Genomic DNA, 22,768 nt, shown 5'->3' on the forward strand with positions numbered 1-22,768 from the left:
CATCGTTGACACGATGCGCATGCGCGAGAGCATCCGAGATCGGCATGAGTTTGTCTCCCCCTGCTCGTGCTGCCTGCGGAGTGTCCCGGGCAGTGCGTTCGCATTCTGGAACAGACTGTCGCGCACTGCATTAGGAATTTGTGAGCTTCCGTACCGGCACCTTCGTGCCGTCGCGCGGCACCCCGCCGACGGCCCCTTCCAATGGCCCGCAAGTTGCTTCCGCCCTGCAGCACGAAGCAATGCGGGGGGTCTCCATGTTCCAAGCCCTTGACCATGCCGCCGCCGGCGAGCGCCTGGACGGCGTGGCGGCGGCCCAGCCGCTGGACCTGGTCTTCATCGAAGGCTTCACCGGCCAGACGGTGATCGGCATCCACGACAACGAACTGCACCTGCCGCAGCCGCTGACGATCGACGTGTGCGCCGGCGTGCCGCACGTGCGCGCCTGCGAGACGGACTCCATCGCCGACACCATCGACTACGGCGAGCTCCGCCAGCGCCTGTGCGGCCTGCTGCAGGACCACCGCGTGCGGCTGCTGGAGGCGCTGGCGGAGCAGATCGCCCGCATCGCGATCGACGAATTCCATGCCCACTGGGTGCGGGTGCGCATCGCCAAGCCGCGCAAGTTCGAGGACACGGCCGCCGTGGGCGTGATGATCGAGCGCCGGCGCGAGCCGCGCCCGCTGCCTTCGCGCAGCGCCGCCCTGCGGCTGATCGGCCAGGGGCTGGTGCCCGGCAGCCGCTGACCGCCCCGGCCGACCGATGCACAGCGCATTCGACACCCGCGTCGCGGCGGCCAGGCGCGCCTGGCCCTTCGGCCGCGTGCGCGTGCAGGCGCCCGCGCGGCTGCACCTGGGTTTCCTGGATCCGGCGGGCACGCTGGGGCGACGTTTCGGCAGCCTGGGGCTCGTGATCGACGGGCCGCAGACGCTGGTCGACATCGGGCGGGCGGAATCGGACAGCTTCGAAGGCCTGGCGGGCGGCGCCGCGCTGGAGCGCGCGCGCGGCCACGTCGAAACCCTGCGGCGCGCCACCGGCTGCCACACGCCCCTGGTGCTGCGCCTGCGCAGCGCGCTGCCGGCGCACGCCGGGCTCGGCTCCGGCACGCAGCTCGCGCTGGCCGTCGGCCGCGCGTTCTGCGCCGCCTTCGACGTCCCGATCACCACCCCGCAGCTGGCCTTCGTGCTGGGACGCGGTGCGCGCTCCGGCGTCGGCGTGGCGGGCTTCGACCTGGGCGGGCTGCTCCTCGACGGCGGCCCGCGCGCGGACGGCTCGCCGGCCGCCCTGCTGGCGCGCATCGCGCTGCCCGACGAGTGGCGGGTGCTGCTGGTGCTCGACCCGCGTGCCGAGGGGCTGAGCGGCGCGCAGGAGAAGGCGGCATTGGCGCGCATCGCCCCGCTGCCCCGCACGGCGGCCGCCGAGATCTGCCACGAGGTGCTGCTGCGCGTACTGCCCGGCGCCGCCGGGGCCGAATTCGCGCCCTTCGCCGCCGGCCTCACGCGCATGCAGCAACTGCTGGGCGAGCATTTCGCGCCGGCGCAGGAAGGCCGCGCCTTCACCAGCGAGGCGGTGGGGCGGCTGCTGCACTGGATCGCGCGCAACACCGAAACCGGCATCGGCCAGAGCTCCTGGGGGCCGACCGGCTTCGCCTTCCTGCCTTCCGAGTCGCAGGCGCACGCGCTGCTGGCCGCTGCCCGCGCCGCCGGCGTGGTCGACCCGGCCCTCGAGGTGCAAGTGATCCGCGCGCGCAACCACGGCGCCGTCGTGGCCGACCAGCGCGCAGGAGGATGAGACCATGGAACGCCCCTACATCCTGCACATGTTCACCCCGGGCCCGCAGATGAGCCCGTTCGACGTCAACATGGCCGCCGACGCCGGCTACCAGATCCTCACGCCCTACTGCCACGTCACGCTGGAGGGCATCGCCGGGCTGACGCAGGACGCGATCTTCTCCCGCGGCCCCAAGGGCGCGACCCGCACCGGCCTGTTCATCGGCGGGCGCGACGTGATGCTGGCCGACCAGATGCTGGACCGCGCGCGCAAGGCCATGGTGCCGCCCTTCGTCGTCTCGGTCTGCGCCGACCCGAGCGGGGCGTACACGACGGCCGCGGCCATGGTGGCCTGCACCGAGGCCGCCTTGCGCCAGGGCGGCAAGGGCGGCCTCGCCGACGTGCAGGTGCTGCTGCTGGGCGGAACGGGCCCGGTGGGCCGCATCGCCGGCGTGCTGTGCGCCCGCGAGGGCGCGCGCGTGAGCCTGGGCAGCCGCAAGGGACCCGACGCGCAGCAGGCGGCGCGCGAGACCGGCGAGCGCTTCGGCGTGACGCTGCAGGGCGTGGCGACCGGCAGCCCCGAGGATCTGCGTGCGGCGCTCGCCACGGCCGACGTGGTGATGGGCGTCGCAGCGGCCGGCGTGCAGGTGGCCAGCGAGGCCGACCTGGCCTTGGCGAAGCGCCTGCGCGTGGCGGTGGACATCAATGCCGTGCCGCCGGCCGGCATCGCGGGGCTCGGCGCGATGGACGACGGCAAGCCGCTGGCCGGAACGTCGGCGCTGGGCATCGGCGCGCTGGCAGTGGGAAACGTCAAGTACCAGGTGCAGCACCGGCTGCTGGCGCGCATGCGCGAGGCCGACAAGCCGGTCGCCTACGGCTTCGCCGAGGCCTTCGCCACCGCGCGCGAAGTGGTGGCCGAGAAGAACCGCTGAAATCCGCGGAATGAGCGCCGCACGGCCGCCCGAAGGCGCTCGCCCCCTCCGCTTGCGGAGGGGCGAGGAGGAGTCCGCGCAGCGGACGGATCCTGAGGGAGGTACCCAATGAGCACCACCGTCGTCGTCGCGTCCCTGAGCGCGCGGCTGCTCGCCGAGTCTGCCCGGCAGGCCGGCTGGCAGGCGATCGCCCTCGACCTGTTCGGCGACGCCGACACGCGGCGCGCCAGCCTGCGCTGGCACCGCATCGGCGATCCGGGCACCTGCACGATCGAGCCGGCGCTGCTGCGCCACGCCTTGCAGCGCGCCGCCCGCGAGTCCGACGCGATCGGCTGGATCGCGGGCAGCGGATTCGAGGCCGCGCCGGAACTGCTGGAGACGCAGGCCCCGGGATTGCCGCTGCTGGGCATGGCGGGGGCGGCGCTGCGGCGCGTGCGCGAGCCGGATTTCTTCTTCGCCCGGCTGGACGCGCTCGGGCTGCGCCACCCCGAGGTCGCCCTGCAGGCACCCTTCGGCACCGAGGGCTGGCTGGCCAAGAGCGCGCGCGGCTGCGGCGGCTGGCAGGTCCGCCCCGCCCGCGACAGCGCAGGCGGCGCCCACGTGTACTGGCAGCGGGAGCAGGCGGGCGAACCGATGTCGGCGCTGTTCCTGGCCGACGGCGCGCGCGCGCGGCTCGTCGCGCTGAACCGGCTGGTCGTGCGCCCGCTCGGCGGGCTGCCCTACGTGTATGCGGGTGCGGTCGGCCCCGTGCGCGACGATGCGCTCGCGCGCGAACTCGAACGGATGCTGGCGGCCCTGGTGCCGGCGTTCGGATTGCGAGGCCTCGCCAGCCTCGACTTCCTGGCGCACGCAGGCCAGCCCTGGCTGCTGGAGCTCAACGCACGGCCGTCGGCGACCATGGCCTTGCACGAGCGCGCCTGGCCGGGCGGGCTCCTGCGCGCCCACGTGCACGCCCTGCGGGGCGAGCTGCCGGCCGCCCCGCCCACGCACCCGGTGGGGCTGCGCGGCAGCCTCACCGTCTTCGCCGAACGCGAATGCCGCGTGGGCCTTGCGCTGGCGGCCGAACTGGCGCAGTCGCCCCACTGCCACGACCTGCCGGCCCCCGGCCTGCGCCTGCGCCGCGGCGAACCGGTGTGCACCGTGAGCGCGGGCGGCACAACCGGCGAAGCGGTGCTGGCCGAACTGGATGCGCGCGCGCGCCAGGTGCTGCAGCGCCTGAGTCCCTGCGAGGAGCTGGCCGCATGAACACGACTCCCACGAGCGTCAATGCCCTCGCCGCCCCGCTGCTCGCGCGGCTCGTGGCCGAGGCCGATCGCCTGCGCATCGCGGTCACGCGCGAGGCGTCCGGGCTCACCCTGGTCGACGCCGGCATCGCCGTGCCGGGCAGCATCGCGGCAGGCCTGCAGGTCGGCGCCCTGTGCATGGGCGGCCTGGGCGAAGTGCGCCTGGCGGCGCTGCCGCGCGAAGGCTGGCCGACCTGGCTGCACGTGCGCAGCTCGCAGCCGGTGCTGGCCTGCCTGGCCAGCCAGTACGCCGGCTGGAGCCTCGCGGCCAGCAAGGAGGAGACGGGCGGCAAGAAGTTCTTCGCGCTCGGCTCCGGGCCGGCCCGCGCGCTCGCGTGCAAGGAGCCCCTGTTCGAGGAGCTGGCCTATCGCGACCGCAGCAACAGCGGCGTGCTGGTGCTCGAAGTCGACCGGCCGCCGCCGCCGGTGGTGATCGACAAGGTGCTGCGCGACTGCGCGCTGCAGCCGGCGGGCCTGTCGATCGTCCTCACGCCCACGGCCAGCCTGGCCGGCACGACGCAGGTCGTGGCCCGCGTGCTGGAGGTCGCCCTGCACCGCGCGCACGACCTGGGATTTCCCGTGCACCACATCCTGGAAGGCAGCGCCTGCGCGCCGCTGCCGGCCGTCGGCGCCGATGGCCTGCAGGCCATGGCGCGCACCAACGACGCCATCCTCTACGGCGGGCAGGTGCACCTGACGGTCGCCGGCGAAGCCGATGCGGCGCGCGAGCTCGCGCTGAAGCTGCCTTCCGAGAATTCGCGCGACTACGGGCGCTCCTTCGGCGAGCTGTTCGAGGCCGCCGGCTACGATTTCTACCAGCTCGATGGCGCGCTGTTCGCCCCGGCGGAGGTCTGGGTCAGCCATGTCGGCTCCGGCCAGACCTGGCATGCCGGCGGCGTGCGCATCGGCCTGTTGCGCGAGCTGTGGCAGAGCACATGACCCCTATCGTGCCGCTGCGCGCCGGCCTGCGCGTCGCGATCATGAGCGACGAGACCGGCTGGCACACCCGCCAGCTGCTGCGGGCGCTGCGCGAGCGCGGCTGCACCGGCCGCTGCATCGACCTGGCGCAGTGCCGCATTGCGACCTCCCAGGCCTGGCATGGCCTGGTCCTGCCCGGGTTCGGCGACTCGCTGCCCGACGCCGTGATCGTGCGCGGCATCGCCGCCGGCAGCTTCGAGCAGGTGACCAAGCGCCTGGGCATCCTCCATGCGCTGCGCGAGTTCGGGGTGCCGGTCTACAACGACGCGCGGGCCATCGAGCGCAGCGTCGACAAGTCCATGACCAGCCTGCTGCTGCACGCGGCCGGCGTTCCCACGCCGCCGACGTGGGCGACGGAATCGGCCGCCGCGGCGCAGCAACTGGTCACCCGCGAAAGCGCCGCCGGCCGCTCGCTGGTGCTCAAGCCGCTGTTCGGCTCGCAGGGCCAGGGGCTGCAGCGCATCGGCTGGGTCGATGGCGTGCACGTGCCGCTGCCGCCGCTGGAGGGCGCCTATGGCGGGCTCGCGTACCTCCAGCGCTTCGTGGCCGCGCCCAGCCACGACTGGCGCGTGCTGGTCGTCGGCGGCAGTGCCGTGGCGGCGATGCGCCGCGTGAGCGAGGACTGGGTGCACAACGTGGCGCGGGGCGCGCGCTGCGAGCCGCAGTCCCTGACCGAAGGCCGCGGGCCGGAACTGGCCCGCCTGGCCGAAGCGGCGAGCCGCGCCCTGGACATGGACTACGCCGGCGTCGACCTGCTGCCCGCCGGCGACGGCGCCCAGGTGATCGAGGTGAACGGCGTGGCCGCATGGCAGGGGTTGCAGCGTGTCACGCCCTTCAACATCGCGCAGGCCCTCGTGCGCGACCTGCTGGACCGCAAATGCCCGGGGTTGTCGCTGCGCCGGCAGGCGTGAGGGCGGGCGACGCCTTCCCCACCTGCCCCCGGGCCGAATTCGGCCGGCGCGCCTTCCTGCGCGCCTGCGCGCTCGACGTGCAGGTGCGCAAGCCCGGCAACGTGAGCATCGCCTCCCCCGGCCACGGCATGCAGGCCGCCCACTTCAAGGCCAGTGCGGCGGCGGCCGCGGGCCCCATCAGCTCGGCCGGTGCCCGGGTCGGCGAGCGCATCGAAGTGGCCGTGCGCGCGGCCTGGCAGGCGACGCGCTGCAACACCAACCTGGGCATCGTGCTGCTGTGCGCGCCGCTGCTGGCCGCCTTCGAGCGCTGCGGCGCCGGCGGCCCCGACGCGCTGCGCGCTGCGGTCTCCCAGGTGCTGGAAGCGCTGGACGTGGAGGACGCCCGGGCCGCCTACCGCGCGATCGCCCTCGCCCGCCCCGGCGGCCTGGGGAGCGCGCCCGAGCAGGACGTGGCGCAGGCGCCGAGCGTGGGCCTGCGCGAGGCGATGGCGCTGGCGGCCCACCGGGATCGCATCGCCTGGCAGTACCTGCACGCCTATCCGGACGTGTTCGAGCTGGGGCTGCCGGCCTTCACGGTGGCGCGCAGCGCCGGCGCCGCCCAGGGCCTGGGTGCCGGCGCTGCGGCCGGCCGCGCCATGCAGGCCGTCTTCCTGGAGTTCGTCGCCGGCATGCCCGACTCACACATTGTGCGAAAGCACGGGGACGCCGTGGCGCAATGTGTCATCGGCGAAGCGGCGCAGTGGCGCGCGCGGGCCCGCGCCGGGGCGGTCCTGGACGAGGATGCCGCCTTCGCCGCATGGGACGAGCAGCTCAAGGCCCGCGGCCTGAACCCCGGCACGAGCGCGGATCTCTGCGTGGCCGTCGCGCTGGCCGCGGCCCTGACGCAGGCGCAGCCGGCATCTCCGCGTTTCTACTGAGTCGATCCGGCATGGAATATGTGAGCGGACTCGTGCGCCGCGGCTTCGGGCCGGGCGTATCCCATCCCCCACAACGGAACGGAGGAACGCACATGGCCAAGATCGACCGCATGCTGGTTGGAGAATCCCTCGTCGGCGAGGGCAACGAAGTCGCCCATATCGACCTCATCATCGGGCCGCGCGGATCGCCCGCCGAAACCGCCTTCGCCAACGCCCTGGTGAACAACAAGGACGGCTTCACCTCCCTGCTGGCGGTGGTGGCTCCCAACCTGCTGACCAAGCCGGCCACGGTGATGTTCAACAAGGTCACCATCAAGGGCGCCAAGCAGGCGGTCCAGATGTTCGGCCCCGCGCAACACGCTGTGGCACTGGCCGTGGCGGACTGCGTCGAGGACGAGACGATCCCGAAGAACGAGGCCGACAACCTGTTCATCTGCGTCGGCGTCTTCATCCACTGGCAGGCCGAGGACGACAAGAAGATCCAGGACTTCAATTACCGCGCCACCAAGGAAGCGATCAAGCGCGCCGTGAACAACGACCCCTCGGCCGCCGACGTCGTGGCGCGCAAGGCGACCGCCGCCCACCCGTTCCAGGCCTGAACCCCCCTCGCTGTCCGCGTCAAACCAAGGAGACATACTCATGATGGCAAGACCCCGTGTCCCGTGGCGGCAGTTCCTCGCCGCCGCCGCGATGTTCGTCCTGCCCGCGCTGGCCCATGCCAACGCGGACGTCGAGAAGAACATCGCCGACCCGAAGAACTGGGCGACCCAGGCTGGTGACATGTTCAACCAGCGCTACAGCAAGCTCAAGCAGATCAACACCGGCAACGTCGGCAAGATGCAGGTCGCATGGACATTCTCCACCGGCGTGCTGCGCGGCCACGAGGGCTCGCCCCTGGTGATCGGCGACACGATGTACCTGCACTCGCCCTTCCCCAACAAGGTGTTCGCGATGGACCTGAACACCCAGAAGCTCAAGTGGAAGTTCGAGCCGAAGCAGGATCCGGCCGTGATCCCGCAGATGTGCTGCGACACGGTGAACCGCGGCCTGGCGTATGCCGAAGGCAAGGTGTTCCTGCAGCAGGCCGACAGCATGCTGGTGGCGCTCGACGCCAACACCGGCAAGGTGGTCTGGTCGGTGAAGAACGGCGACCCGAAGCTCGGCGCCGTGAACACCAACGCGCCCCACGTCTTCAAGGACAAGGTCATCACCGGCATCAGCGGCGGTGAATGGGGCGTGCGCGGCTACATCACCGCCTACGACATCAACACCGGCAAGCAGGTCTGGCGCGCCTACAGCACCGGCCCGGACGCCGAGATGCTGATGGACCCGCAGAAGACGATGACCTGGACCGACGGGCGCATGGCACCGGTCGGACCGAACTCGTCGCTCAAGACCTGGCAGGGCGACCAATGGAAGATCGGCGGCGGCACCACCTGGGGCTGGTACAGCTACGACAAGGCCACCAACACCATGTACTACGGCACGGGCAACCCGTCGACGTGGAACCCGGCGCAGCGCCCCGGCGACAACAAGTGGTCGATGACCATCTTCGCGCGCGACGTCGACACCGGCCAGGCCAAGTGGGTCTACCAGATGACGCCCTATGACGAGTGGGACTTCGACGGCGTCAACGAGATGATCCTGGCCGACATCAACGTCAAGGGCCAGCCGCGCAAGGCGCTGGTGCACTTCGACCGCAACGGCTTCGGCTACACGCTGGACCGCACGACGGGCGAACTGCTGGTCGCCGAGAAGTACGACCCGAAGGTGAACTGGGCCACCGGCATCGACATGAAGTCGGGTCGCCCGATGGCGGTCAAGAAGTATTCGACCGCGGCCAACGGACCGGACGTGAACACCAAGGGTGTCTGCCCGGCGGCGCTGGGCTCCAAGGACCAGCAACCGGCCTCGTTCGACCCGAACACCAAGCTGTTCTACGTGCCGACCAACCACGTCTGCATGGACTACGAGCCGTTCAAGGTCGAGTACACCGCCGGCCAGCCGTACGTCGGCGCCACCCTGTCGATGTACCCGGCGCCCGGCAGCCACGGCGGCCTGGGCAACTACATCGCCTGGGATGCCGGCACCGGCAAGATCGTGCAGACCAAGGCCGAGAAGTTCTCCGTCTGGAGCGGCGCGCTCAACACCGCGGGCGGACTGTCCTGCTACGGCACGCTGGAGGGCTACCTGAAGTGCGTGGACGCGAAGAACATCAACAAGGAGCTCTTCAAGTTCAAGACGCCCTCGGGCATCATCGGCAACGTGTTCACGTATGAACACAAGGGCAAGCAGTACATGGGCGTGTTCTCGGGCATCGGTGGCTGGGCCGGCATCGGCATGGCCGCGGGTCTCGAGAAGGACACCGACGGCCTCGGCGCGGTGGGCGGCTACCGCGAACTGAACCAGTACACGGAACTGGGCGGCTCGTTGACCGTCTTCACGCTTCCGAACTAAGCTGGCGCAGCCAAGGCGATCGCGCGACTCGTTCGCGCGATCGCCTTTCCTCGCTTCGACGCAGTCCCCGGAAGGCGGAGTCCAACCATGAAGTCCAACATTGCCCGCGCCCTCCTGCTGGCGCTTTCCCTGGCCGCGGCCAGCGTCGCGGCCCAGGCCCCGGCGCCCGCTGCTGGCGACAAAACCTACAAGGTCGTCGACGGCTACAAGGTCGACGCCTTCACCATGACCGGTTTCCGCACCTGGCGGGCCGCGGCCTGCGACCGCTGCCACGGTGCCAACCAGGAAGGGCTGGTCGGTCCCTCGCTGGTCAACAGCCTCAAGACCCTCACGAAGGAGGATTTCGTCAAGACGGTGCGCGACGGCCGGCTCGACAAGGGCATGGTCAGCTTCGCCACCAACGAGACGGTGATGAAGAACATCGACGCTCTCTACGCCTACCTCAAGGGCCGGTCCGACGGCGCGATCACGCGCGCCAGGGTCGAGCCGATGGAAGCGGCCGGGGGCTGACATGGGTGCACGTCCCGTCCTCACCCTGGCGCTCGCGCTGCTCGCCTGCACGGGCGGGGACGCGCGGGCGCAGGCCCTGCCCGACGATTCGCCGCGCACGGCCTTCCGCGTCTGCCAGGACCCGAACAACATGCCGTTCTCCAACCTCGCGGGCGAGGGGTTCGAGAACAAGATCGCCGAACTGTTCGGGCGCGACCTCGGCCTGCCGGTCACCTACTACTCGTTCCCGAACCGGCTGGCCTTCATCCGCAACACGCTGCGCTACAAGCTGCCCGACGAGGCCTACCGCTGCGACGTGGTGCTGGGGGTGCCCGCCGGCTTCGACCAGGTCTCCGCGACCAAGCCGTACTACCGCTCCACCTACGCGCTGGTGTTCGCGCGCGGCAAGGGCCTGGACCAGGTGCGCTCCTCGGACGACCTGCTGGCGCTGCCGCCGGAGCGCCTGCGCACCCTGCGCATCGGCGTGTACGACCGCTCGCCCGCCTCGATGTGGCTGGCCCGCCATGGCCTGGTGGACCGCGGCGTGCCCTATCCCATGATGAGCCCCGACCCGGAGCAGTACCCCGGCCAGATCATCGAACGCGAGCTGGCGCAGGGCCGCATCGACGCCGCCATCGTGTGGGGGCCCATCGCCAGCTTCTTCGCCCGCCGCGTGCAGTCCGCCGAACTGCAGGTCGCGCCGATGAAGTCCGAGCCCGGGCTGCCGTTCGATTTCTCGATGGCCATGGGCGTGCGCTACGGCGAGCCGAAGTGGAAGAAGCAGATCGAGGACCTGCTCGCCAGGCACCGCGGCGAGATCCTCGCGATCCTGCGCGAGTACGGCGTGCCGCTGGTGGAGGAACCGACGACCGCGACGGCAGGCCAATGAAGCGGCGGCTGGCCGCGATCCTGCTGGCGGTGGGCGCGCTGCCCGCGTTCGCGCAGCCGCAGGCTCCCTCCCCGCCGCCCTCCGAGGCGGAGCGGCTGGTGTTCCAGCAGGACCACCTGGCCAACACGCGCCAGCCCCGCACGCTGCGCTATGCGTACGTGGAAGAGGCCGAGGGCAAGCCGCGCGTGACCGACCGCGCGCTGATCACCCTGAGCAACGGCGCCGCGGGGCGCTGCTGCGACGTGCACGGCGACTACCTCTCCGGCGCGCAGGCGGTGAACCTGCCCGACATCCCCGAGGCGCGCGGCAATCCGGTGGTGCTGTACTTCCTCGAAGGCGAAGTGCGGCGGCTGCAGCGCACGACCACCGGCCAGGCGGCGCACTTCCGCCGCCGCATCCGCCAGTCGTTCGCCGACGCGGCCACGGTGTCGGAGACGACCATTACGTGGGCCGGCAAGACAGCGCCGGCGCGGCTGGTGCGCATCGCCCCCTTCCTCGACGATCCCTTCCGCGCCCGCTTCCAGGACCAGGCCGCGACCGAGTACGCGATCGTGCTGTCCGACGCGGTGCCGGGCGGCGTGTACCAGCTGCGCGCCATGCTGCCGGGGGATGCCGCCGGCGCCGCACCGCGCGCATCGCGCACGCTCACCATCGACGCCTCCAACTAGGCGTCCATCCAGGGAGAACCCAGGCATGCGCATCCCCACCGTCCACTGGATCGCCGCCGCCCTGCTGGCGGTCCCCGCCTGCGTACAGGCCCACGACTACCCGACCTCCGAGCGCGTGGTCTACGTCGAGGCGTGCATGCACGACCACCCCGGCGGGCACTACGAGATGCTGAACAAGTGCTCCTGCGTGATCGACACGATCGCGCGCGAGGTGCCCTACGACGACTTCGTGACCATGAGCACGGCGGCCAAGGCGACCAGCATCGGCGGCGAGCGCGGCTCCTACATCCGCGACGTCGAGCCCCTGCAGGTGCAGATCCGCAAGTTCCGCCAGCTGCAGGCGCAGGCGCGCAAGAGCTGCCTCCTCGATGACCCACGCTGAGGAGATGCTGCACGGCTGGCGCGAGCGCGCGCTGCGCGTCGAGGCCGCGGTGGCGCGCGCGGTGATCGGCCAGCCGCAGGCGCTGCGCATGATCAACGTGGCGCTGTTCGCGCGCGGCCACGTGCTGCTCGAAGGCGACGTGGGCGTGGGCAAGACCACCGTGCTGCGCGCCTTCGCCCGCGCCGTGGGCGGCAAGTTCGAGCGCGTGGAGGGCACCGTCGACCTGATGCCCGGGGACCTCGTCTATCACACCTACGTGGACGACGCCGGCAAGCCGCGCATCGAGCCGGGCCCGCTGCTGCGGCACGAGGACGCCCTGGCCACCTTCTTCTTCAACGAGATCAACCGCGCGCGCCCGCAGGTGCAGGCGCTGCTGCTGCGGGCGATGGCCGAACGCACGGTGACGGCCTTCAACCGCGAGTTCCGCTTCCCGCACATGACGGTGTTCGCCGACCGCAACCGGCTCGAACGCGAGGAGACCTTCGAACTCCCGGCCGCCGCGCGCGACCGCTTCATGTTCGAGCTGAGGATGGCTGCGCCCGCCGAGGAGTCCGCGCGCCGGGCCATCGTCTTCGATCCCGCCTTCCACGACACGGAGGCCCTGCTCGAGCGGGTGGAGCCGGGCATCGTGCCCTGGCGCGAGCTGAACGACATCGCCGTGCTGGTGCAGGAAAGCGTCATGGTCAGCGAGGCGCTGCAGCGCTACGTGATGGACCTGTGGGACGCCACGCACGCGCCGCAGCGCTTCGACGTGCGCATCGAGGGCGTGGAGATGGACCGCCTGATGCTCTCCGGCGCCAGCCCGCGCGGCATGATGGCCCTGGTGCGCGCCGCGCGCGTGGTGGCCTGGCTGGCCGGCCGCGCGCACGTGACGCCCGACGACATCGCCGCGGTGTTCCCCGCCGTCATGGGGCACCGCGTGTTCTTCTCGCCGCTGTACGAGATGCGGCACGCGCAGATCGCCGATGCGCTCACGGCGCAGTTGTTGCAGCGCGTGCCGACCCCGCGCTGATCCTTTCCCGGGCGAGCGACACCATGACCGCCGTGCCGGAGTTCCGCTACCGCTCCCCGCACCGCGTGGCCGGCCAGCGTACCGGCACCCATGCCGGCAGCGGGCTGGGCGCCGGGCTGGAGTTCGTCACCCACCTGAGCCTGTACGCGCGCCCCGATCCGCGCCGGCTGGACCTGCGCGCCAGCATCGCCAGCCTGCAGGCGGACTGGCTGGTGCGCGTGAACCGCCAGCGCGCGGCGATGACCGTGCGCCTGCTGGTGGACGTCTCGGCCTCGATGCGTTTCGGCGCCCCGGGCAAGCTGGAGGTGGCGGCCGGCTTCGTGCGCGCGCTGGGGCACAGCGCCTTTCGCGTCGGCGACGCGGTCGGCATGGTGGCCTTCGACCGGCGCGAACGCCCCGAGCTGCGCGTGGGCGCCTGGCGGCATCGCGGCATGGGCGAGATGCTGGCCGACATGCTGCAGCAAAGCGAAGGCGGCGCCGGCGGCATCGAAGGCCTGCGCGAGGCGGCCACGCTGCTGGCCGGCCGCAGCGGCATCGTGTTCCTCGTGTCGGACTTCCACTGGCCGCTCGCGGGGCTGGACGACGTGCTCGACATGCTGCTGCCGGCGTGGGTCGTCCCGATCGTGGTGTGGGACCCCTCCGAGGTCGAGCCGCCCGCGCGCGATGGTCTCGCGATGCTCAGGGATGCGGAGAGCGGCCGCGGCCGCACCGTGTGGCTGCGGCCGGCGCTGCGCACGCGCTGGCGCGAGGCCGTCGCCGCCCGGCGCGCGGAGCTCGACCGGCTGTTCGGCGCCCACGGCGTGCGGCCCTTCTACCTGCAGGGCGCCTTCGACGCGCAGGCGCTGACGGACCACCTGTGCGAGGGCCAGGCATGAGGCCCGTGCGCGCGCTGCTGCTCGCCGGCGCCATGCTGGCCGGTGCGGCGCTCGCAGCCCCGGGCGAAGCCGTGGTGCGCCAGCCGCGCGGCTTCGGCTACACGGTGGGCGACATCGCGGTGCAACTGGTGCTGCTCGCTCGGGACGGACGCCCTTTCGAGCCGGCAACGCTGCCGCCGCCGGCGCGCGTCAGCGCCTGGCTGGAGCGCAGGGCGGCGCGCGTCGAGGCCGCCGCCGACGGGTCGCGCTGGCTGGTGGTGGAATACCAGGTGGTCAACGCGCCGCGCAGCCTCGCCACCATTGCCGTGCCGGCCTGGGAACTCCCCGGCAGCGCCGGCGCGGCGCCGCTGCGGGTGGCGCCCGCCGCCCTCAGCGTCGGGCCGCTGACCCCGCCGGCCCGCGCGGGCGAGCCGCTGCCGCTGCGCCCCGACCGCGCCGCGCCGGTGATCGACACGCTGGCGATGCAACGCACCCTGATGCTCTGGCTGGCGGCGCTGGCCACCTGCGTCGCCGCCTGGCTCGCGTATTCCGGCTGGAGCGCGTGGCGGGCCCGCACCACCCTGCCCTTCGCCCATGCGCTGAGGGCGCTGCGCGGCCAGCAGCCGGCCACGCCCGCGGCCTACCTGGCGCTGCACCAGGCCTTCGACCGCACCGCGGGGCGCGTGCTGCATCCGGGCTCGCTCGATGCGCTGTTCGAGCGCGCGCCGCACCTGCAGCCGCTGCGGCCGCAGGTCGAGGGCTTCTACGCCCAATCCGCCCAGCTGTTCTTCGGCCAGGGCCTGCCCGCCGATGCGGTGTCGCCGCAGGCCCTGTGCCGGGACCTCAGTCGGCTCGAACGCCGGCACGCGCCATGAACGGCATCCTCGAGTTCGCGCATCCCTGGGCGCTGGTGCTGCTGCCGCTGGCCGTGCTGCCGCTGCTGCCGCGGCGCAGGCAGGCGCTCGTCTTCCCGCATCTGGGCTGGCTGCCGCCCGACCGCGCCGGCGCGGCGCTCGGGCGCGCCTGGCGGCTGCTGGCCATGGCCGCCATGATCGCCATCGTGCTGGCCATCGCGGCGCCGATGCGTCCCGAAACCTTCGTGCCGCGCACCGGGCGCGGCGCCGAGATCGTGCTGCTGATCGACCGCAGCCGCAGCATGGACGAACGCATGCTGCCCGCCGACTGGCGCAGCATCGACCCGCTGAACCTGCGCTACCAGGCCGCATCGCGCGGCGAGCCCAAGGGCAAGGTCGCGCGCGAACTGCTGGCCCGCTTCGTCGGCGAGCGGCCGGACGACCGCTTCTCGCTGATGTTCTTCAGCACCCATCCGATCCGCGTCGTGCGCTTCACGCAGCACGATGCGGTGGTGCAGGCGGGCATCACGGCCGGCGGCGTCGGCCGCGGCCTGTCGGACACCGACGTCGGGCGCGCGCTGCTCGCGGCGATCGCGGAGTACGACCAGCGCGCCTACACCGGCAGCCGCATCGTGCTGCTGGTCTCCGATGGCGGCGCCCGGCTCGACGCGGCCACCCGCAAGCGCATCCACGCCGCGGCATTGCGCAATCGCGTCTCGCTGGCCTGGATCTACCTGCGCTCGGTCAACAGCCAGAAGCTCGACACGCCCGGGGAAGCGGGCGAGGCGGTGCCCGAGATCGCGCTGCACCGCTTCTTCCAGACCCTGCCCGGCGGCTACCGCGCCTACGAGGCCGACGACCCCGAGAGCGTGGCGCGCGCCGTGGCCGACGTGGGCCGGCAGCAGAACTTCCCGCTGGACTTCAGCGAGCGCGTGCCGCGACGCGATTTCAGCGGCGCCGCGCTGGCGGCGGCGATCGCCTGCTGTGCCCTGCTCTTCACGCTGCGCGCCGTCACGCTGCGAGGCTGGTCATGAAGCGCCGCACCGTGCACCTGGCCTTCGCCGCCGCCAGCATCGCGCTGGCGCTGCCGGCGGCCTGGCAGGCGATGCGGCTGGTGCAGGCGGTGCGCATCAACCAGGCGATCGCGCGGGCCGATGCCGCCGCGGCCGGCAGCGGCTTCGCCGAGGCGCGCTTCGCCCAGGCGCTCGCGCTGTCGACCGCGGGCCGCTACGAGGCGGCGCTGGCGGCGCACAAGGCGCTGCTGCAAGGCGGCCACGGGCCGCTGCGGCAGGCGGTGCTGTACAACCTGGGCAACCTGCACCTGCACGAGGCGCTGAAGAACGGCCCCGAACACGTGAACGATGCGCTGCCGCTGGTGGAACTGGCCAAGCAGAGTTTCCGCGACGCGCTGCGGGACGATCCCTCCGACTGGGATGCGCGCTACAACCTCGAGCGGGCGCTGGGCCTCGCCCCCGAAATCGACGACCGGCCCGGCGACGAGGAGCCCCCGCCGGTCGAGCGCGAACGCGCCATCACCACCGCGCCCCTGATGCGCACCGACCTGCCATGAAGCTCGCGCCGCGCGACCTGACGCTGCTCGCCGCCGCCACGCTGCTGCTGTTCATCGCGCTCGTCCTGCCGCCGGTGCCGCTCGCGCGCAACGTGGCCGACACCGTCGTCGTCTTCGACATCACGCAGAGCATGGACGTCGAGGACGCGCAGATCGACGGTGTGCCCGCGAGCCGGCTCGCGTTCGCGCGCGAGGCGGCGCGCCGCGCCCTGCGCGAGCTGCCCTGCGGCTCGCGCGTGGGCTGGGCCGCGTTCACCGAATACCGCACGCTGCTGCTGCTGGCGCCGATCGAGGTCTGCGACAACTACAACGACCTGCTCGCCACGCTGGCGGAAATCGACGGCCGCATCCGCTGGGGCAACGCGAGCGAGGTGGCCAAGGGCGTGTTCTGGGCGCTGCGGGCGGCCAGGGAACTGGGTGGCCAGCCGGCCGTGCTGTTCGTGACCGACGGCCACGAGTCGCCGCCGATCACGGCCTTCCCGCGGTTCGACGACGTGCAGCCGGGGCAGGTGCGCGGCTGGCTGCTGGGCGTGGGCGGCAGCGTGCCCCAGCCGATCCCCCGCACCGATGGCGAAGGCAACCGCATCGGCTGGTGGCGCGCCGCGGACGTGATGCAGCGCAACCTGGCCGAGGGCCAGCCGCGCTCGCGCGAACACCTGTCGGAACTGCGCGAGCCGCACCTGCGCGCACTCGCCGCGCAGACCGGCCTGGGCTACAGCGCCCTGCGCGATCCGGCGGAACTCCCCCGGCTGATGCGCGACCCGCGGCTCGCCCGGCCGGCGCGCGTGGCCACCGACCTGCGCGCGATCCCCGCGGCCATCGCGCTGCTGCTGCTGTGCGTGTACTTCCGCCCGGATGCCTTCGGCGGGCGGCTGCCGCGCCTCAGTCGTACTTCAGGTACTTGAAGCGCGGGTCCTCCGGCGTGCCTTCGAGCGGGGAGCCCTCCTCGCCGCCGGGACGCCACAGCACCACGTCCTCGATCTTGCGCGCGAGCGCGAAGTCCTTGTCGGTGACGCCCTTGGCCGCGTGGTTCACGAGCTTGACCACCACGAACGCGTACGACACCGCGAGGTCCGGGTGGTGCCACGCGGCCTCGGCGAGGTGGCCCACGGTGTTGACGACCATCAGCGTGGCCTTCCAGCCGGTGGTCTTGTACTTGCGGCGGATCCAGCCGTCCTCGTAGTACCAGGCCGGCAGTTCGGCCGCGAGACGCTGCCTGATCTCCTCTTCGGAGTAGACCTCGTCGGGGGAACCCTTGCGCCATTGAGCCATGCGAGCCTCCATGCGAACAGGCATGAAGATCATGCCCGCGCAAGCGCAAAGGCCCGCTCGCGCGGGCCTTGTCCTTCGGCGCGTCGCGGTTACTTCGCCGCGGCGGCGGCCGCCGCGGTGGCGGCCGGCTGCTCCTTGCGCCGGATGATGCTCGCCTTGCGCTCGTCGTCCTTGTAGTAGTAGCCGCGCTCGTTGTTGCGCCAGGTGCCGAGCCACAGCATGTTGCCGCTGATGGCGTCGTGGTCGGCCGGCGAGAAGGCGCGCTCGTACACGCTCACCACGCCGCGATAGATGCCGGAGGGGTTCTCCAGCGCCTTCTTCAGAGCCGGCCCGCTCAGGTCGCCCTTGGAGTCGAACATCGCGCGCAGCAGCAGGTGCACCGCGTCGTAGGTCTGCGCCGCCGACATCATCGAGCCGATCGGCGCCTCCTTGCTGATCTTCGCGTAGCCGCGCAGGAAGCTGCTGTTGCGCTCCATGAAGGGGTTCGGCAGCACGGTCTGCACCATCGCCGCGCCGTCCACCTTGCCGCCGGAGGTGCTGAACGCCGACGCATGCGACAGGCCCCAGGGCCCGAACTGCGGCACCTTCCAGCCCGCGTTGACGCGGCTGGCGGAGATCACGCCCTCCTCGGGGCCCACGGTCCACCCGATCAGCGCATCGGCGCCGGAGGCCTTGAGCTGCCTCATCTCCTCGTCGAGCGACTTCACGCCCACCTTGAAGCGCGCCACCGCGTGGGGCTTCAGGTTGGCGCGGCCCAGCGCCGCCTCCAGGTCCTTCAGGCCGGCATCGCCGTAGCCGGTGGTGTCGACCAGCAGCGCCACCTTGTTCAGGCCGCGCTTGACGATCTCGTCGACCAGGAACTGCGTCTGCAGCTGGTCGCGCGCCGAGGTGCGGAAGATGTAGCTGTCGGCGGCGGGGTACTTCGCGGTGATCGCGGTGCCGGTGGCGCAGGTCACCATCAGCACGCTCTTGTTCGCCTGGAACACGTCCAGCGCCTTCATCGCCACGCCGGTATTGCAGAAGCCCACGGTGGCCGTGACCTTTTCCTTCTGAACCAGCTCCTGCGCGTGCTTCAGGCCGGTGTCGTTGTCGGCCTTGTCGTCGCGCACCACCAGCTGCAGCTGCCGTCCGAGGTAGCCGCCGACCTGGTTGATCTCGTTGACGGCCACCTCGGCGCCGATGCGCGCGCTGTTGCCCATGTCGGCCGAGCCGCCGGTGAGGGGGAAGATCAGCCCGATGCGGATCGGCTGCGCGTTCTGGGCCCAGGCTGGAACCGACAGGGCAGCTGCCAGCAGGGCAGCCGCGGGGATGACTCGCTTCATTGCAATCCTCCTCCGATGTGATTACATGAAGTTACATCCCGGGGAGGGGGCGCACAACGGGGCACGCCCTACGTTGTAGGGAATTCGCCTCTGCCTGGTCAGGCTGGCTTAGGAAAAAGACGGAAGAGGAGGCGGCCGCTCAGTGCGGGCGGCGCAGGACCGGCAAGGTGCTTTCCATCTGCGGGAACACCGGATTGCGGATGGATTCGTCGCTCTCCTGCCCGGGACGCGCCTGCAGCGCGAAGCTCAGGTAAGGCAGAACGCTGTGCGCGCCGAAACCCCAGCGGCGGCCGGCCGGCTGCAGGCGGCCATGGGAATCGGGGACGGCGGGACGGCGCATGGACACGAAGGCGGGAAGATCACCTCGAGTGTGGCACAGACAGGCGGCGCAGATCGTGGTTTTTTCACGCACCCGCGTGAGGATTTGCGCCGTTTCCCCCCGCTCCCGGCCGCTTCCCGCCCCTTGCCGCCGGCCCCTGGCCACCGCGCCGGCCGCGGCGGATGGGCCGCCTCACACGGCCGTGAGCAGCAGGGCCACCGCGGTCCAGAGCAGCAGCGAGGCGCCGCCGGCGAGCCAGAACGCCGCGCCGGGCAGGCCGTCGTCGCGATCGGACATCGGCATCCCCCAGGGCAGCAGGACCTGGAGGGTCTCTGCGCGTGCTTCGCGGCGGTCGTTCGGCATGGCGGCTCCTTGACGCAACGAACGGGATGCTGGATTGCGCCCGGTGCGAGCCCTGTCGGAATTCGCCTTCGGCGCGCGTAGTCACCCTGGAAGCCGTGCAGGAAGCCGTCGCGTCCGACGCGCGGGCCCGGCGCCGGCCTACAAACCGGTGCACGTCCACGGCTACGGTCGGGATTCACGCGAGGAACGAAGTCCCATGCCTGCCGACGGAGTCACCATCCCGGTTCCGCTGCGCTCCCGCAGCGAGCGGCGCGAGGCCGAGCGCTTCGGTGCGGCCATGCCGGTCAGCGTGGACGGCGCACCCGCCACCACCCAGGACTTGAGCGCCAGCGGACTGTCCTTCCTTTCCGACCGGGCCTACGAGGCCGGCGCGCGCGTGCAGGTCGTCATCGAGTACCTCCTGGACGGCCACCAATACCCCCTGCGCTGCGAGGCGGAGGTGGTGCGCAGCGAGCCGGCCGAGGGCGGCTTTCGCATCGGCGCCCGCCTGCTGCCGCGGCCGGAACTCGTGCCGCTGACGGTGGGGGACGCGGCCCCGCCCGGGCCGGGCGTGCCGCGGCCGCATTTGCCCCGCGCCGACTAGGAGCCTGGGCGCCTGCTACAGCGAGACTTCCTCGGTGCCGTCGAAGAACGGCGCCACCAGGCGCGCGGCCACGCCCAGCCGGTCGCCCTGCCGGTCCACCCGCACGACCTTGCCTTCGCACACCAGGCGATGGCGCCGCCCGTGCAGCGTGTACTCCAGGCTGAAGTTGACCAGCTCGCCCACGCGCTGCGGGAGATCGGTTTCGAAGTACACGCCGTGCGCGCTGATGTTGTGCGTCTCGCCGCTGGCGCCCTGGATGGCCACCGGGAGGCTGGCATCGAAGCGGACGGCGGCACGCTGCTCGGGAGCGGCGGTTCGGGCCATGCGGATCCTGCGGGTTTGCTGCTGTCCGGGGAACGTAGGCGCGCGCGGCGCGTGCCCGCGTAGGCCTGCGCCCCCATGCAGATGTCGGAGGCGGCCGGCACGGAAGAACGCGCGCTCGCCGCTGGGCGGGCACAATCATCTCCCGCGTGGACGCCACCAACCCTTCGATGCACCTGCCCTGGCTTCAACCCGGCGACCCCTTCCCCGATCCGGCGCAGGCCTGGGATCAGCGGCAGCCGGCGCCCGGACTGCTGGCGGCCGGGGGCGCGCTGGACGTGGACAGCCTGCAGCGCGCGTACGCGAACGGCATCTTTCCCTGGTTCAGCGAGGGCCAGCCGATCCTGTGGTGGAGCACCGACCCGCGCATGGTCCTGTCCACCGCGGAGTTCCGGCTGCACCGGTCGTTCCGCAAGACGCTGGCGAAGTTCGTGGCCGACCCCCGGTGCGAGATCCGCTTCGACAGCGACTTCGACGCGGTGATCCACGCGTGCGCCACCAGCGACCGCCCCGGCCAGTCCGGCACCTGGATCGTGCCGGCGATGGTGCAGGCCTACCAGGCCTTCCACCGCGCCGGCTTCGCGCACAGCGTGGAGACGTGGATGGACGGCCGCCTGGTGGGCGGGCTGTACTGCGTGGTGATCGGCCATGCGGTCTTCGGCGAGTCGATGTTCACGCGCGTGCCGGACGCCTCCAAGATCGCCCTGGCGGCCCTGGTGGCCTGGTGCCGCAACGTGGGCGTGGGCGTGATCGACTGCCAGCAGAACACGCGCCACCTGGCCTCGCTCGGGGCGCGCGAGATCCCGCGCGCGGAATTTGTGCAACAAGTGGCCGTGCAGGCCCGTCGCGGCACCGCTCCATGGCAATTCGAGCCCGTATACTGGAACGCAGTCTTGCCGCACCCGACCCCCGCGTGACGCACCTCAAGGACCTTCCGCTCCAGACGCTGCAGTTCTACGCCACGGCGCCGTATCCGTGCAGCTATCTGCCGGGCAAGCAGGCCCGTTCCCAGGTCGCGACCCCCAGCCACCTGATCCACAACGACGCCTACTCGGACCTCGTCACCAGCGGCTTCCGCCGCAGCGGCATGTTCACGTACCGGCCCTACTGCGACGGCTGCCGCGCCTGCGTGCCGCTGCGCGTGCGGGTCGACGATTTCCATCCGAGCCGCAGCCATCGCCGGGCCTGGACGCGGCACGACAACCTGCAGGCGCGCGTGCTCAAGCTGTGCTTCGTGCCCGAGCACTACCACCTGTACCTGCGCTACCAGACAGGGCGGCACGCGGGCGGCGGCATGGACCACGACAGCATCGACCAGTACACGCAGTTCCTGCTGCAAAGCCGGGTGAACTCGCGGCTGGTGGAATTTCGCGAGAAGCAGCCGGATGGCAGCATCGGCCCGCTGCGCATGGTGTCCATCCTCGACGTGCTCAACGACGGCATCTCCGCCGTCTACACCTTCTACGAGCCGGACCCGACGGCCAGCTACGGCACCTACAGCGTGCTGTGGCAGATCGACCAGGCCCGGCGCCTGAAGCTGCCGCACGTGTACCTGGGCTACTGGATCCAGGAGAGCCCGAAGATGAACTACAAGTCGCGCTTCCACCCGCACGAGATCCTCGTGGACGGCGAATGGAAGCGCGGCGACGGCTCCCCGCTGCCGCCCCTGCCCGCGGCGGTGGTGCCCCGCCCCGTCGCGCCGCCGCGACCTTTGCGCCGGGACAAATCCCGCTAGAGCCCGCTCCCGGTTTCACCAGATAAAATACGGGGGCATACTACGGTCCCCATGAGAAAAACCGACTCCCAGGCTCCCGCCACGCCCACCATCCAGGTGATCGAGCGCATGTTTTCGCTCATCGACGTGCTGGCCTCGCGGGAAGAAGCCATCTCCCTCAAGGAAATCAGCGAGAAGACGGGCCTGCACCCGTCGACCACGCACCGCATCCTCAACGACCTGGCCACCGGCCGCTTCGTCGACCGGCCCGAGGCCGGCAGCTACCGGCTCGGCATGCGCCTGCTGGAACTGGGCAACCTGGTGAAGGCCCGGCTGAACGTGCGCGATGCGGCGCTGACGCCCATGCGCGAGCTGCACAAGCAGATCCAGCAGCCGGTGAACCTGAGCGTGCGCCAGGGCGACGAGATCGTCTACGTCGAGCGTGCCTACAGCGAGCGCTCGGGCATGCAGGTGGTGCGCGCCATCGGCGGCCGCGCGCCGCTGCACCTGACCTCCACCGGCAAGCTGTTCCTGGCCGCGGACGACCCGCAGCGCGTGCGCGCCTACGCCACGCGCACCGGGCTGGCCGGCCACACCAAGAACAGCATCACGCAGTTGCCGGCGCTGGAACGCGAGCTGGCCAAGGCGCGGCAGTACGGCCTCGCGCGCGACAACGAGGAGCTGGAACTGGGCGTGCGCTGCATGGCCGCCGGCATCTACGACGACCAGTCGCGCCTGGTGGCCGGCCTGTCGATCTCCGCCCCGGCGGATCGCCTGGACGAGAGCTGGCTGTCGAAGCTGCAGACCACCGCGGCGGAGATCTCCGCGGCCCTGGGCTACAAGCCGCCGACGGAGCGGATGGCGGCCTGAGAAAACCGAACAGCCGGACGCAGAGGACGCGAAGGGTACGCA

Annotated in this window: 28 protein-coding genes; 23 read left to right on the forward strand and 5 right to left on the reverse strand. The window is 71.8% G+C overall.

Features of this window, described 5'->3' with window-relative positions; all coding sequences use genetic code 11:
- The first annotated feature begins 254 nt into the window (after positions 1 to 254).
- The 19 genes from WG923_RS20850 to WG923_RS20940 all read left to right on the forward strand — a co-directional run bounded on the left by WG923_RS20850 (position 255) and on the right by WG923_RS20940 (position 16,867).
- The gene (locus WG923_RS20850; protein ID WP_340352920.1) at positions 255 to 743 is read left to right on the forward strand and encodes a dihydroneopterin aldolase; all 489 of its coding nucleotides are present in this window, start codon (positions 255 to 257) and stop codon (positions 741 to 743) included.
- Between the two features lie 16 nt (positions 744 to 759).
- The gene (locus WG923_RS20855; RefSeq protein ID WP_340352921.1) at positions 760 to 1,788 is read left to right on the forward strand and encodes a beta-ribofuranosylaminobenzene 5'-phosphate synthase family protein; all 1,029 of its coding nucleotides are present in this window, start codon (positions 760 to 762) and stop codon (positions 1,786 to 1,788) included.
- 4 nt (positions 1,789 to 1,792) lie between these two features.
- Positions 1,793 to 2,698, forward strand: coding sequence for an NAD(P)-dependent methylenetetrahydromethanopterin dehydrogenase (locus WG923_RS20860; RefSeq protein WP_340352922.1), 906 nt, complete (start codon positions 1,793 to 1,795; stop codon positions 2,696 to 2,698).
- Between the two features lie 108 nt (positions 2,699 to 2,806).
- Positions 2,807 to 3,943, forward strand: coding sequence for an ATP-grasp domain-containing protein (locus tag WG923_RS20865; protein WP_340352923.1), 1,137 nt, complete (start codon positions 2,807 to 2,809; stop codon positions 3,941 to 3,943).
- Positions 3,940 to 4,920, forward strand: a complete 981-nt coding sequence (gene mch, locus WG923_RS20870) for a methenyltetrahydromethanopterin cyclohydrolase (protein ID WP_340352924.1) — start codon at positions 3,940 to 3,942, stop codon at positions 4,918 to 4,920. Before WG923_RS20865 ends, mch begins: the two co-directional genes overlap by 4 nt.
- Positions 4,917 to 5,870 carry an ATP-grasp domain-containing protein gene (locus WG923_RS20875; RefSeq protein WP_340352925.1) on the forward strand — a complete coding sequence of 318 codons (954 nt, stop codon included), beginning with the start codon at positions 4,917 to 4,919 and terminating at the stop codon, positions 5,868 to 5,870. Before mch ends, WG923_RS20875 begins: the two co-directional genes overlap by 4 nt.
- A complete protein-coding gene (locus WG923_RS20880; protein WP_340352926.1) occupies positions 5,837 to 6,787 on the forward strand; it encodes a triphosphoribosyl-dephospho-CoA synthase in 951 nt (316 codons plus the stop codon). The genes WG923_RS20875 and WG923_RS20880 overlap by 34 nt, the downstream gene beginning before the upstream one ends.
- Before the next feature lie 92 nt (positions 6,788 to 6,879).
- The gene (fae, locus tag WG923_RS20885) at positions 6,880 to 7,386 is read left to right on the forward strand and encodes a formaldehyde-activating enzyme (protein WP_340352927.1); all 507 of its coding nucleotides are present in this window, start codon (positions 6,880 to 6,882) and stop codon (positions 7,384 to 7,386) included.
- Positions 7,387 to 7,477: 91 nt separating this feature from the next.
- Positions 7,478 to 9,244 (forward strand): methanol/ethanol family PQQ-dependent dehydrogenase, encoded by a 1,767-nt coding sequence (locus WG923_RS20890; protein WP_340353008.1) that lies wholly within the window; start codon positions 7,478 to 7,480, stop codon positions 9,242 to 9,244.
- 87 nt (positions 9,245 to 9,331) lie between these two features.
- A complete protein-coding gene (locus WG923_RS20895) occupies positions 9,332 to 9,754 on the forward strand; it encodes a c-type cytochrome (protein WP_340352928.1) in 423 nt (140 codons plus the stop codon).
- A gap of 1 nt (position 9,755) precedes the next feature.
- A complete protein-coding gene (locus WG923_RS20900) occupies positions 9,756 to 10,622 on the forward strand; it encodes a substrate-binding domain-containing protein (protein ID WP_340352929.1) in 867 nt (288 codons plus the stop codon).
- Positions 10,619 to 11,290 carry a hypothetical protein gene (locus tag WG923_RS20905; RefSeq protein WP_340352930.1) on the forward strand — a complete coding sequence of 224 codons (672 nt, stop codon included), beginning with the start codon at positions 10,619 to 10,621 and terminating at the stop codon, positions 11,288 to 11,290. The genes WG923_RS20900 and WG923_RS20905 overlap by 4 nt, the downstream gene beginning before the upstream one ends.
- Before the next feature lie 25 nt (positions 11,291 to 11,315).
- Positions 11,316 to 11,672: a hypothetical protein gene (locus tag WG923_RS20910; protein WP_340352931.1), complete on the forward strand. Its 357-nt coding sequence runs from the start codon at positions 11,316 to 11,318 to the stop codon at positions 11,670 to 11,672.
- Positions 11,659 to 12,684 carry an AAA family ATPase gene (locus WG923_RS20915; protein WP_340352932.1) on the forward strand — a complete coding sequence of 342 codons (1,026 nt, stop codon included), beginning with the start codon at positions 11,659 to 11,661 and terminating at the stop codon, positions 12,682 to 12,684. Before WG923_RS20910 ends, WG923_RS20915 begins: the two co-directional genes overlap by 14 nt.
- A gap of 23 nt (positions 12,685 to 12,707) precedes the next feature.
- Positions 12,708 to 13,559 carry a DUF58 domain-containing protein gene (locus WG923_RS20920; protein ID WP_340352933.1) on the forward strand — a complete coding sequence of 284 codons (852 nt, stop codon included), beginning with the start codon at positions 12,708 to 12,710 and terminating at the stop codon, positions 13,557 to 13,559.
- Positions 13,556 to 14,413, forward strand: coding sequence for a calcium incorporation protein MxaA (locus tag WG923_RS20925; RefSeq protein WP_340352934.1), 858 nt, complete (start codon positions 13,556 to 13,558; stop codon positions 14,411 to 14,413). Before WG923_RS20920 ends, WG923_RS20925 begins: the two co-directional genes overlap by 4 nt.
- The gene (locus WG923_RS20930) at positions 14,410 to 15,426 is read left to right on the forward strand and encodes a vWA domain-containing protein (RefSeq protein WP_340352935.1); all 1,017 of its coding nucleotides are present in this window, start codon (positions 14,410 to 14,412) and stop codon (positions 15,424 to 15,426) included. The genes WG923_RS20925 and WG923_RS20930 overlap by 4 nt, the downstream gene beginning before the upstream one ends.
- Positions 15,423 to 15,962, forward strand: a complete 540-nt coding sequence (locus WG923_RS20935) for an MxaK protein (protein ID WP_340352936.1) — start codon at positions 15,423 to 15,425, stop codon at positions 15,960 to 15,962. Before WG923_RS20930 ends, WG923_RS20935 begins: the two co-directional genes overlap by 4 nt.
- The gene (locus WG923_RS20940; protein ID WP_340352937.1) at positions 15,959 to 16,867 is read left to right on the forward strand and encodes an MxaL protein; all 909 of its coding nucleotides are present in this window, start codon (positions 15,959 to 15,961) and stop codon (positions 16,865 to 16,867) included. The genes WG923_RS20935 and WG923_RS20940 overlap by 4 nt, the downstream gene beginning before the upstream one ends.
- Here WG923_RS20940 and WG923_RS20945 read toward each other — a convergent pair.
- From WG923_RS20945 to WG923_RS20960, 4 genes are all read right to left on the reverse strand, one after another.
- Complete coding sequence (locus WG923_RS20945) at positions 16,845 to 17,234, reverse strand: 4a-hydroxytetrahydrobiopterin dehydratase (protein WP_340352938.1); 390 nt, start codon at positions 17,232 to 17,234, stop codon at positions 16,845 to 16,847. The genes WG923_RS20940 and WG923_RS20945 overlap by 23 nt on opposite strands.
- 89 nt (positions 17,235 to 17,323) lie before the next feature.
- The gene (locus WG923_RS20950) at positions 17,324 to 18,556 is read right to left on the reverse strand and encodes an ABC transporter substrate-binding protein (RefSeq protein WP_340352939.1); all 1,233 of its coding nucleotides are present in this window, start codon (positions 18,554 to 18,556) and stop codon (positions 17,324 to 17,326) included.
- A gap of 139 nt (positions 18,557 to 18,695) precedes the next feature.
- Entirely contained in the window at positions 18,696 to 18,896 is a 201-nt protein-coding gene (locus WG923_RS20955; protein ID WP_340352940.1) for a hypothetical protein, read from the reverse strand.
- 171 nt (positions 18,897 to 19,067) lie between these two features.
- Complete coding sequence (locus WG923_RS20960; RefSeq protein ID WP_340352941.1) at positions 19,068 to 19,238, reverse strand: hypothetical protein; 171 nt, start codon at positions 19,236 to 19,238, stop codon at positions 19,068 to 19,070.
- A gap of 196 nt (positions 19,239 to 19,434) precedes the next feature.
- Between WG923_RS20960 and WG923_RS20965 the strand changes: the two genes are divergently transcribed.
- Positions 19,435 to 19,821: a PilZ domain-containing protein gene (locus WG923_RS20965; protein ID WP_340352942.1), complete on the forward strand. Its 387-nt coding sequence runs from the start codon at positions 19,435 to 19,437 to the stop codon at positions 19,819 to 19,821.
- 15 nt (positions 19,822 to 19,836) lie between these two features.
- Here WG923_RS20965 and WG923_RS20970 read toward each other — a convergent pair whose 3' ends face one another.
- The gene (locus WG923_RS20970) at positions 19,837 to 20,145 is read right to left on the reverse strand and encodes a PilZ domain-containing protein (RefSeq protein WP_340352943.1); all 309 of its coding nucleotides are present in this window, start codon (positions 20,143 to 20,145) and stop codon (positions 19,837 to 19,839) included.
- A gap of 167 nt (positions 20,146 to 20,312) precedes the next feature.
- Between WG923_RS20970 and aat the strand changes: the two genes are divergently transcribed.
- The 3 genes from aat to WG923_RS20985 are packed head-to-tail and all read left to right on the forward strand — an operon-like array spanning position 20,313 to position 22,726.
- On the forward strand, positions 20,313 to 21,059 hold the full coding sequence (gene aat / locus WG923_RS20975) for a leucyl/phenylalanyl-tRNA--protein transferase (protein ID WP_340353009.1): 747 nt from the start codon (positions 20,313 to 20,315) through the stop codon (positions 21,057 to 21,059).
- Positions 21,056 to 21,877: an arginyltransferase gene (locus WG923_RS20980; protein ID WP_340352944.1), complete on the forward strand. Its 822-nt coding sequence runs from the start codon at positions 21,056 to 21,058 to the stop codon at positions 21,875 to 21,877. Before aat ends, WG923_RS20980 begins: the two co-directional genes overlap by 4 nt.
- Positions 21,878 to 21,928: 51 nt before the next feature.
- Complete coding sequence (locus tag WG923_RS20985) at positions 21,929 to 22,726, forward strand: IclR family transcriptional regulator (RefSeq protein ID WP_340352945.1); 798 nt, start codon at positions 21,929 to 21,931, stop codon at positions 22,724 to 22,726.
- The last annotated feature ends 42 nt before the right edge of the window (positions 22,727 to 22,768 follow it).

Origin of the sequence: Ramlibacter sp. AN1133 (assembly GCF_037890035.1) — a bacterium.
Lineage (GTDB): Bacteria > Pseudomonadota > Gammaproteobacteria > Burkholderiales > Burkholderiaceae_C > Ramlibacter.

Bases quoted from the DNA above. Each gene is read 5' to 3' on its own strand.
- WG923_RS20850 (WP_340352920.1), top strand. From the start codon at position 255: ATGTTCCAAGCCCTTGACCATGCCGCCGCCGGCGAGCGCCTGGACGGC.
- WG923_RS20855 (WP_340352921.1), top strand. From the start codon at position 760: ATGCACAGCGCATTCGACACCCGCGTCGCGGCGGCCAGGCGCGCCTGG.
- WG923_RS20860 (WP_340352922.1), top strand. From the start codon at position 1,793: ATGGAACGCCCCTACATCCTGCACATGTTCACCCCGGGCCCGCAGATG.
- WG923_RS20865 (WP_340352923.1), top strand. From the start codon at position 2,807: ATGAGCACCACCGTCGTCGTCGCGTCCCTGAGCGCGCGGCTGCTCGCC.
- mch (WP_340352924.1), top strand. From the start codon at position 3,940: ATGAACACGACTCCCACGAGCGTCAATGCCCTCGCCGCCCCGCTGCTC.
- WG923_RS20875 (WP_340352925.1), top strand. From the start codon at position 4,917: ATGACCCCTATCGTGCCGCTGCGCGCCGGCCTGCGCGTCGCGATCATG.
- WG923_RS20880 (WP_340352926.1), top strand. From the start codon at position 5,837: ATGCCCGGGGTTGTCGCTGCGCCGGCAGGCGTGAGGGCGGGCGACGCC.
- fae (WP_340352927.1), top strand. From the start codon at position 6,880: ATGGCCAAGATCGACCGCATGCTGGTTGGAGAATCCCTCGTCGGCGAG.
- WG923_RS20890 (WP_340353008.1), top strand. From the start codon at position 7,478: ATGTTCGTCCTGCCCGCGCTGGCCCATGCCAACGCGGACGTCGAGAAG.
- WG923_RS20895 (WP_340352928.1), top strand. From the start codon at position 9,332: ATGAAGTCCAACATTGCCCGCGCCCTCCTGCTGGCGCTTTCCCTGGCC.
- WG923_RS20900 (WP_340352929.1), top strand. From the start codon at position 9,756: ATGGGTGCACGTCCCGTCCTCACCCTGGCGCTCGCGCTGCTCGCCTGC.
- WG923_RS20905 (WP_340352930.1), top strand. From the start codon at position 10,619: ATGAAGCGGCGGCTGGCCGCGATCCTGCTGGCGGTGGGCGCGCTGCCC.
- WG923_RS20910 (WP_340352931.1), top strand. From the start codon at position 11,316: ATGCGCATCCCCACCGTCCACTGGATCGCCGCCGCCCTGCTGGCGGTC.
- WG923_RS20915 (WP_340352932.1), top strand. From the start codon at position 11,659: ATGACCCACGCTGAGGAGATGCTGCACGGCTGGCGCGAGCGCGCGCTG.
- WG923_RS20920 (WP_340352933.1), top strand. From the start codon at position 12,708: ATGACCGCCGTGCCGGAGTTCCGCTACCGCTCCCCGCACCGCGTGGCC.
- WG923_RS20925 (WP_340352934.1), top strand. From the start codon at position 13,556: ATGAGGCCCGTGCGCGCGCTGCTGCTCGCCGGCGCCATGCTGGCCGGT.
- WG923_RS20930 (WP_340352935.1), top strand. From the start codon at position 14,410: ATGAACGGCATCCTCGAGTTCGCGCATCCCTGGGCGCTGGTGCTGCTG.
- WG923_RS20935 (WP_340352936.1), top strand. From the start codon at position 15,423: ATGAAGCGCCGCACCGTGCACCTGGCCTTCGCCGCCGCCAGCATCGCG.
- WG923_RS20940 (WP_340352937.1), top strand. From the start codon at position 15,959: ATGAAGCTCGCGCCGCGCGACCTGACGCTGCTCGCCGCCGCCACGCTG.
- WG923_RS20945 (WP_340352938.1), bottom strand. From the start codon at position 17,234: ATGGCTCAATGGCGCAAGGGTTCCCCCGACGAGGTCTACTCCGAAGAG.
- WG923_RS20950 (WP_340352939.1), bottom strand. From the start codon at position 18,556: ATGAAGCGAGTCATCCCCGCGGCTGCCCTGCTGGCAGCTGCCCTGTCG.
- WG923_RS20955 (WP_340352940.1), bottom strand. From the start codon at position 18,896: ATGCGCCGTCCCGCCGTCCCCGATTCCCATGGCCGCCTGCAGCCGGCC.
- WG923_RS20960 (WP_340352941.1), bottom strand. From the start codon at position 19,238: ATGCCGAACGACCGCCGCGAAGCACGCGCAGAGACCCTCCAGGTCCTG.
- WG923_RS20965 (WP_340352942.1), top strand. From the start codon at position 19,435: ATGCCTGCCGACGGAGTCACCATCCCGGTTCCGCTGCGCTCCCGCAGC.
- WG923_RS20970 (WP_340352943.1), bottom strand. From the start codon at position 20,145: ATGGCCCGAACCGCCGCTCCCGAGCAGCGTGCCGCCGTCCGCTTCGAT.
- aat (WP_340353009.1), top strand. From the start codon at position 20,313: ATGCACCTGCCCTGGCTTCAACCCGGCGACCCCTTCCCCGATCCGGCG.
- WG923_RS20985 (WP_340352945.1), top strand. From the start codon at position 21,929: ATGAGAAAAACCGACTCCCAGGCTCCCGCCACGCCCACCATCCAGGTG.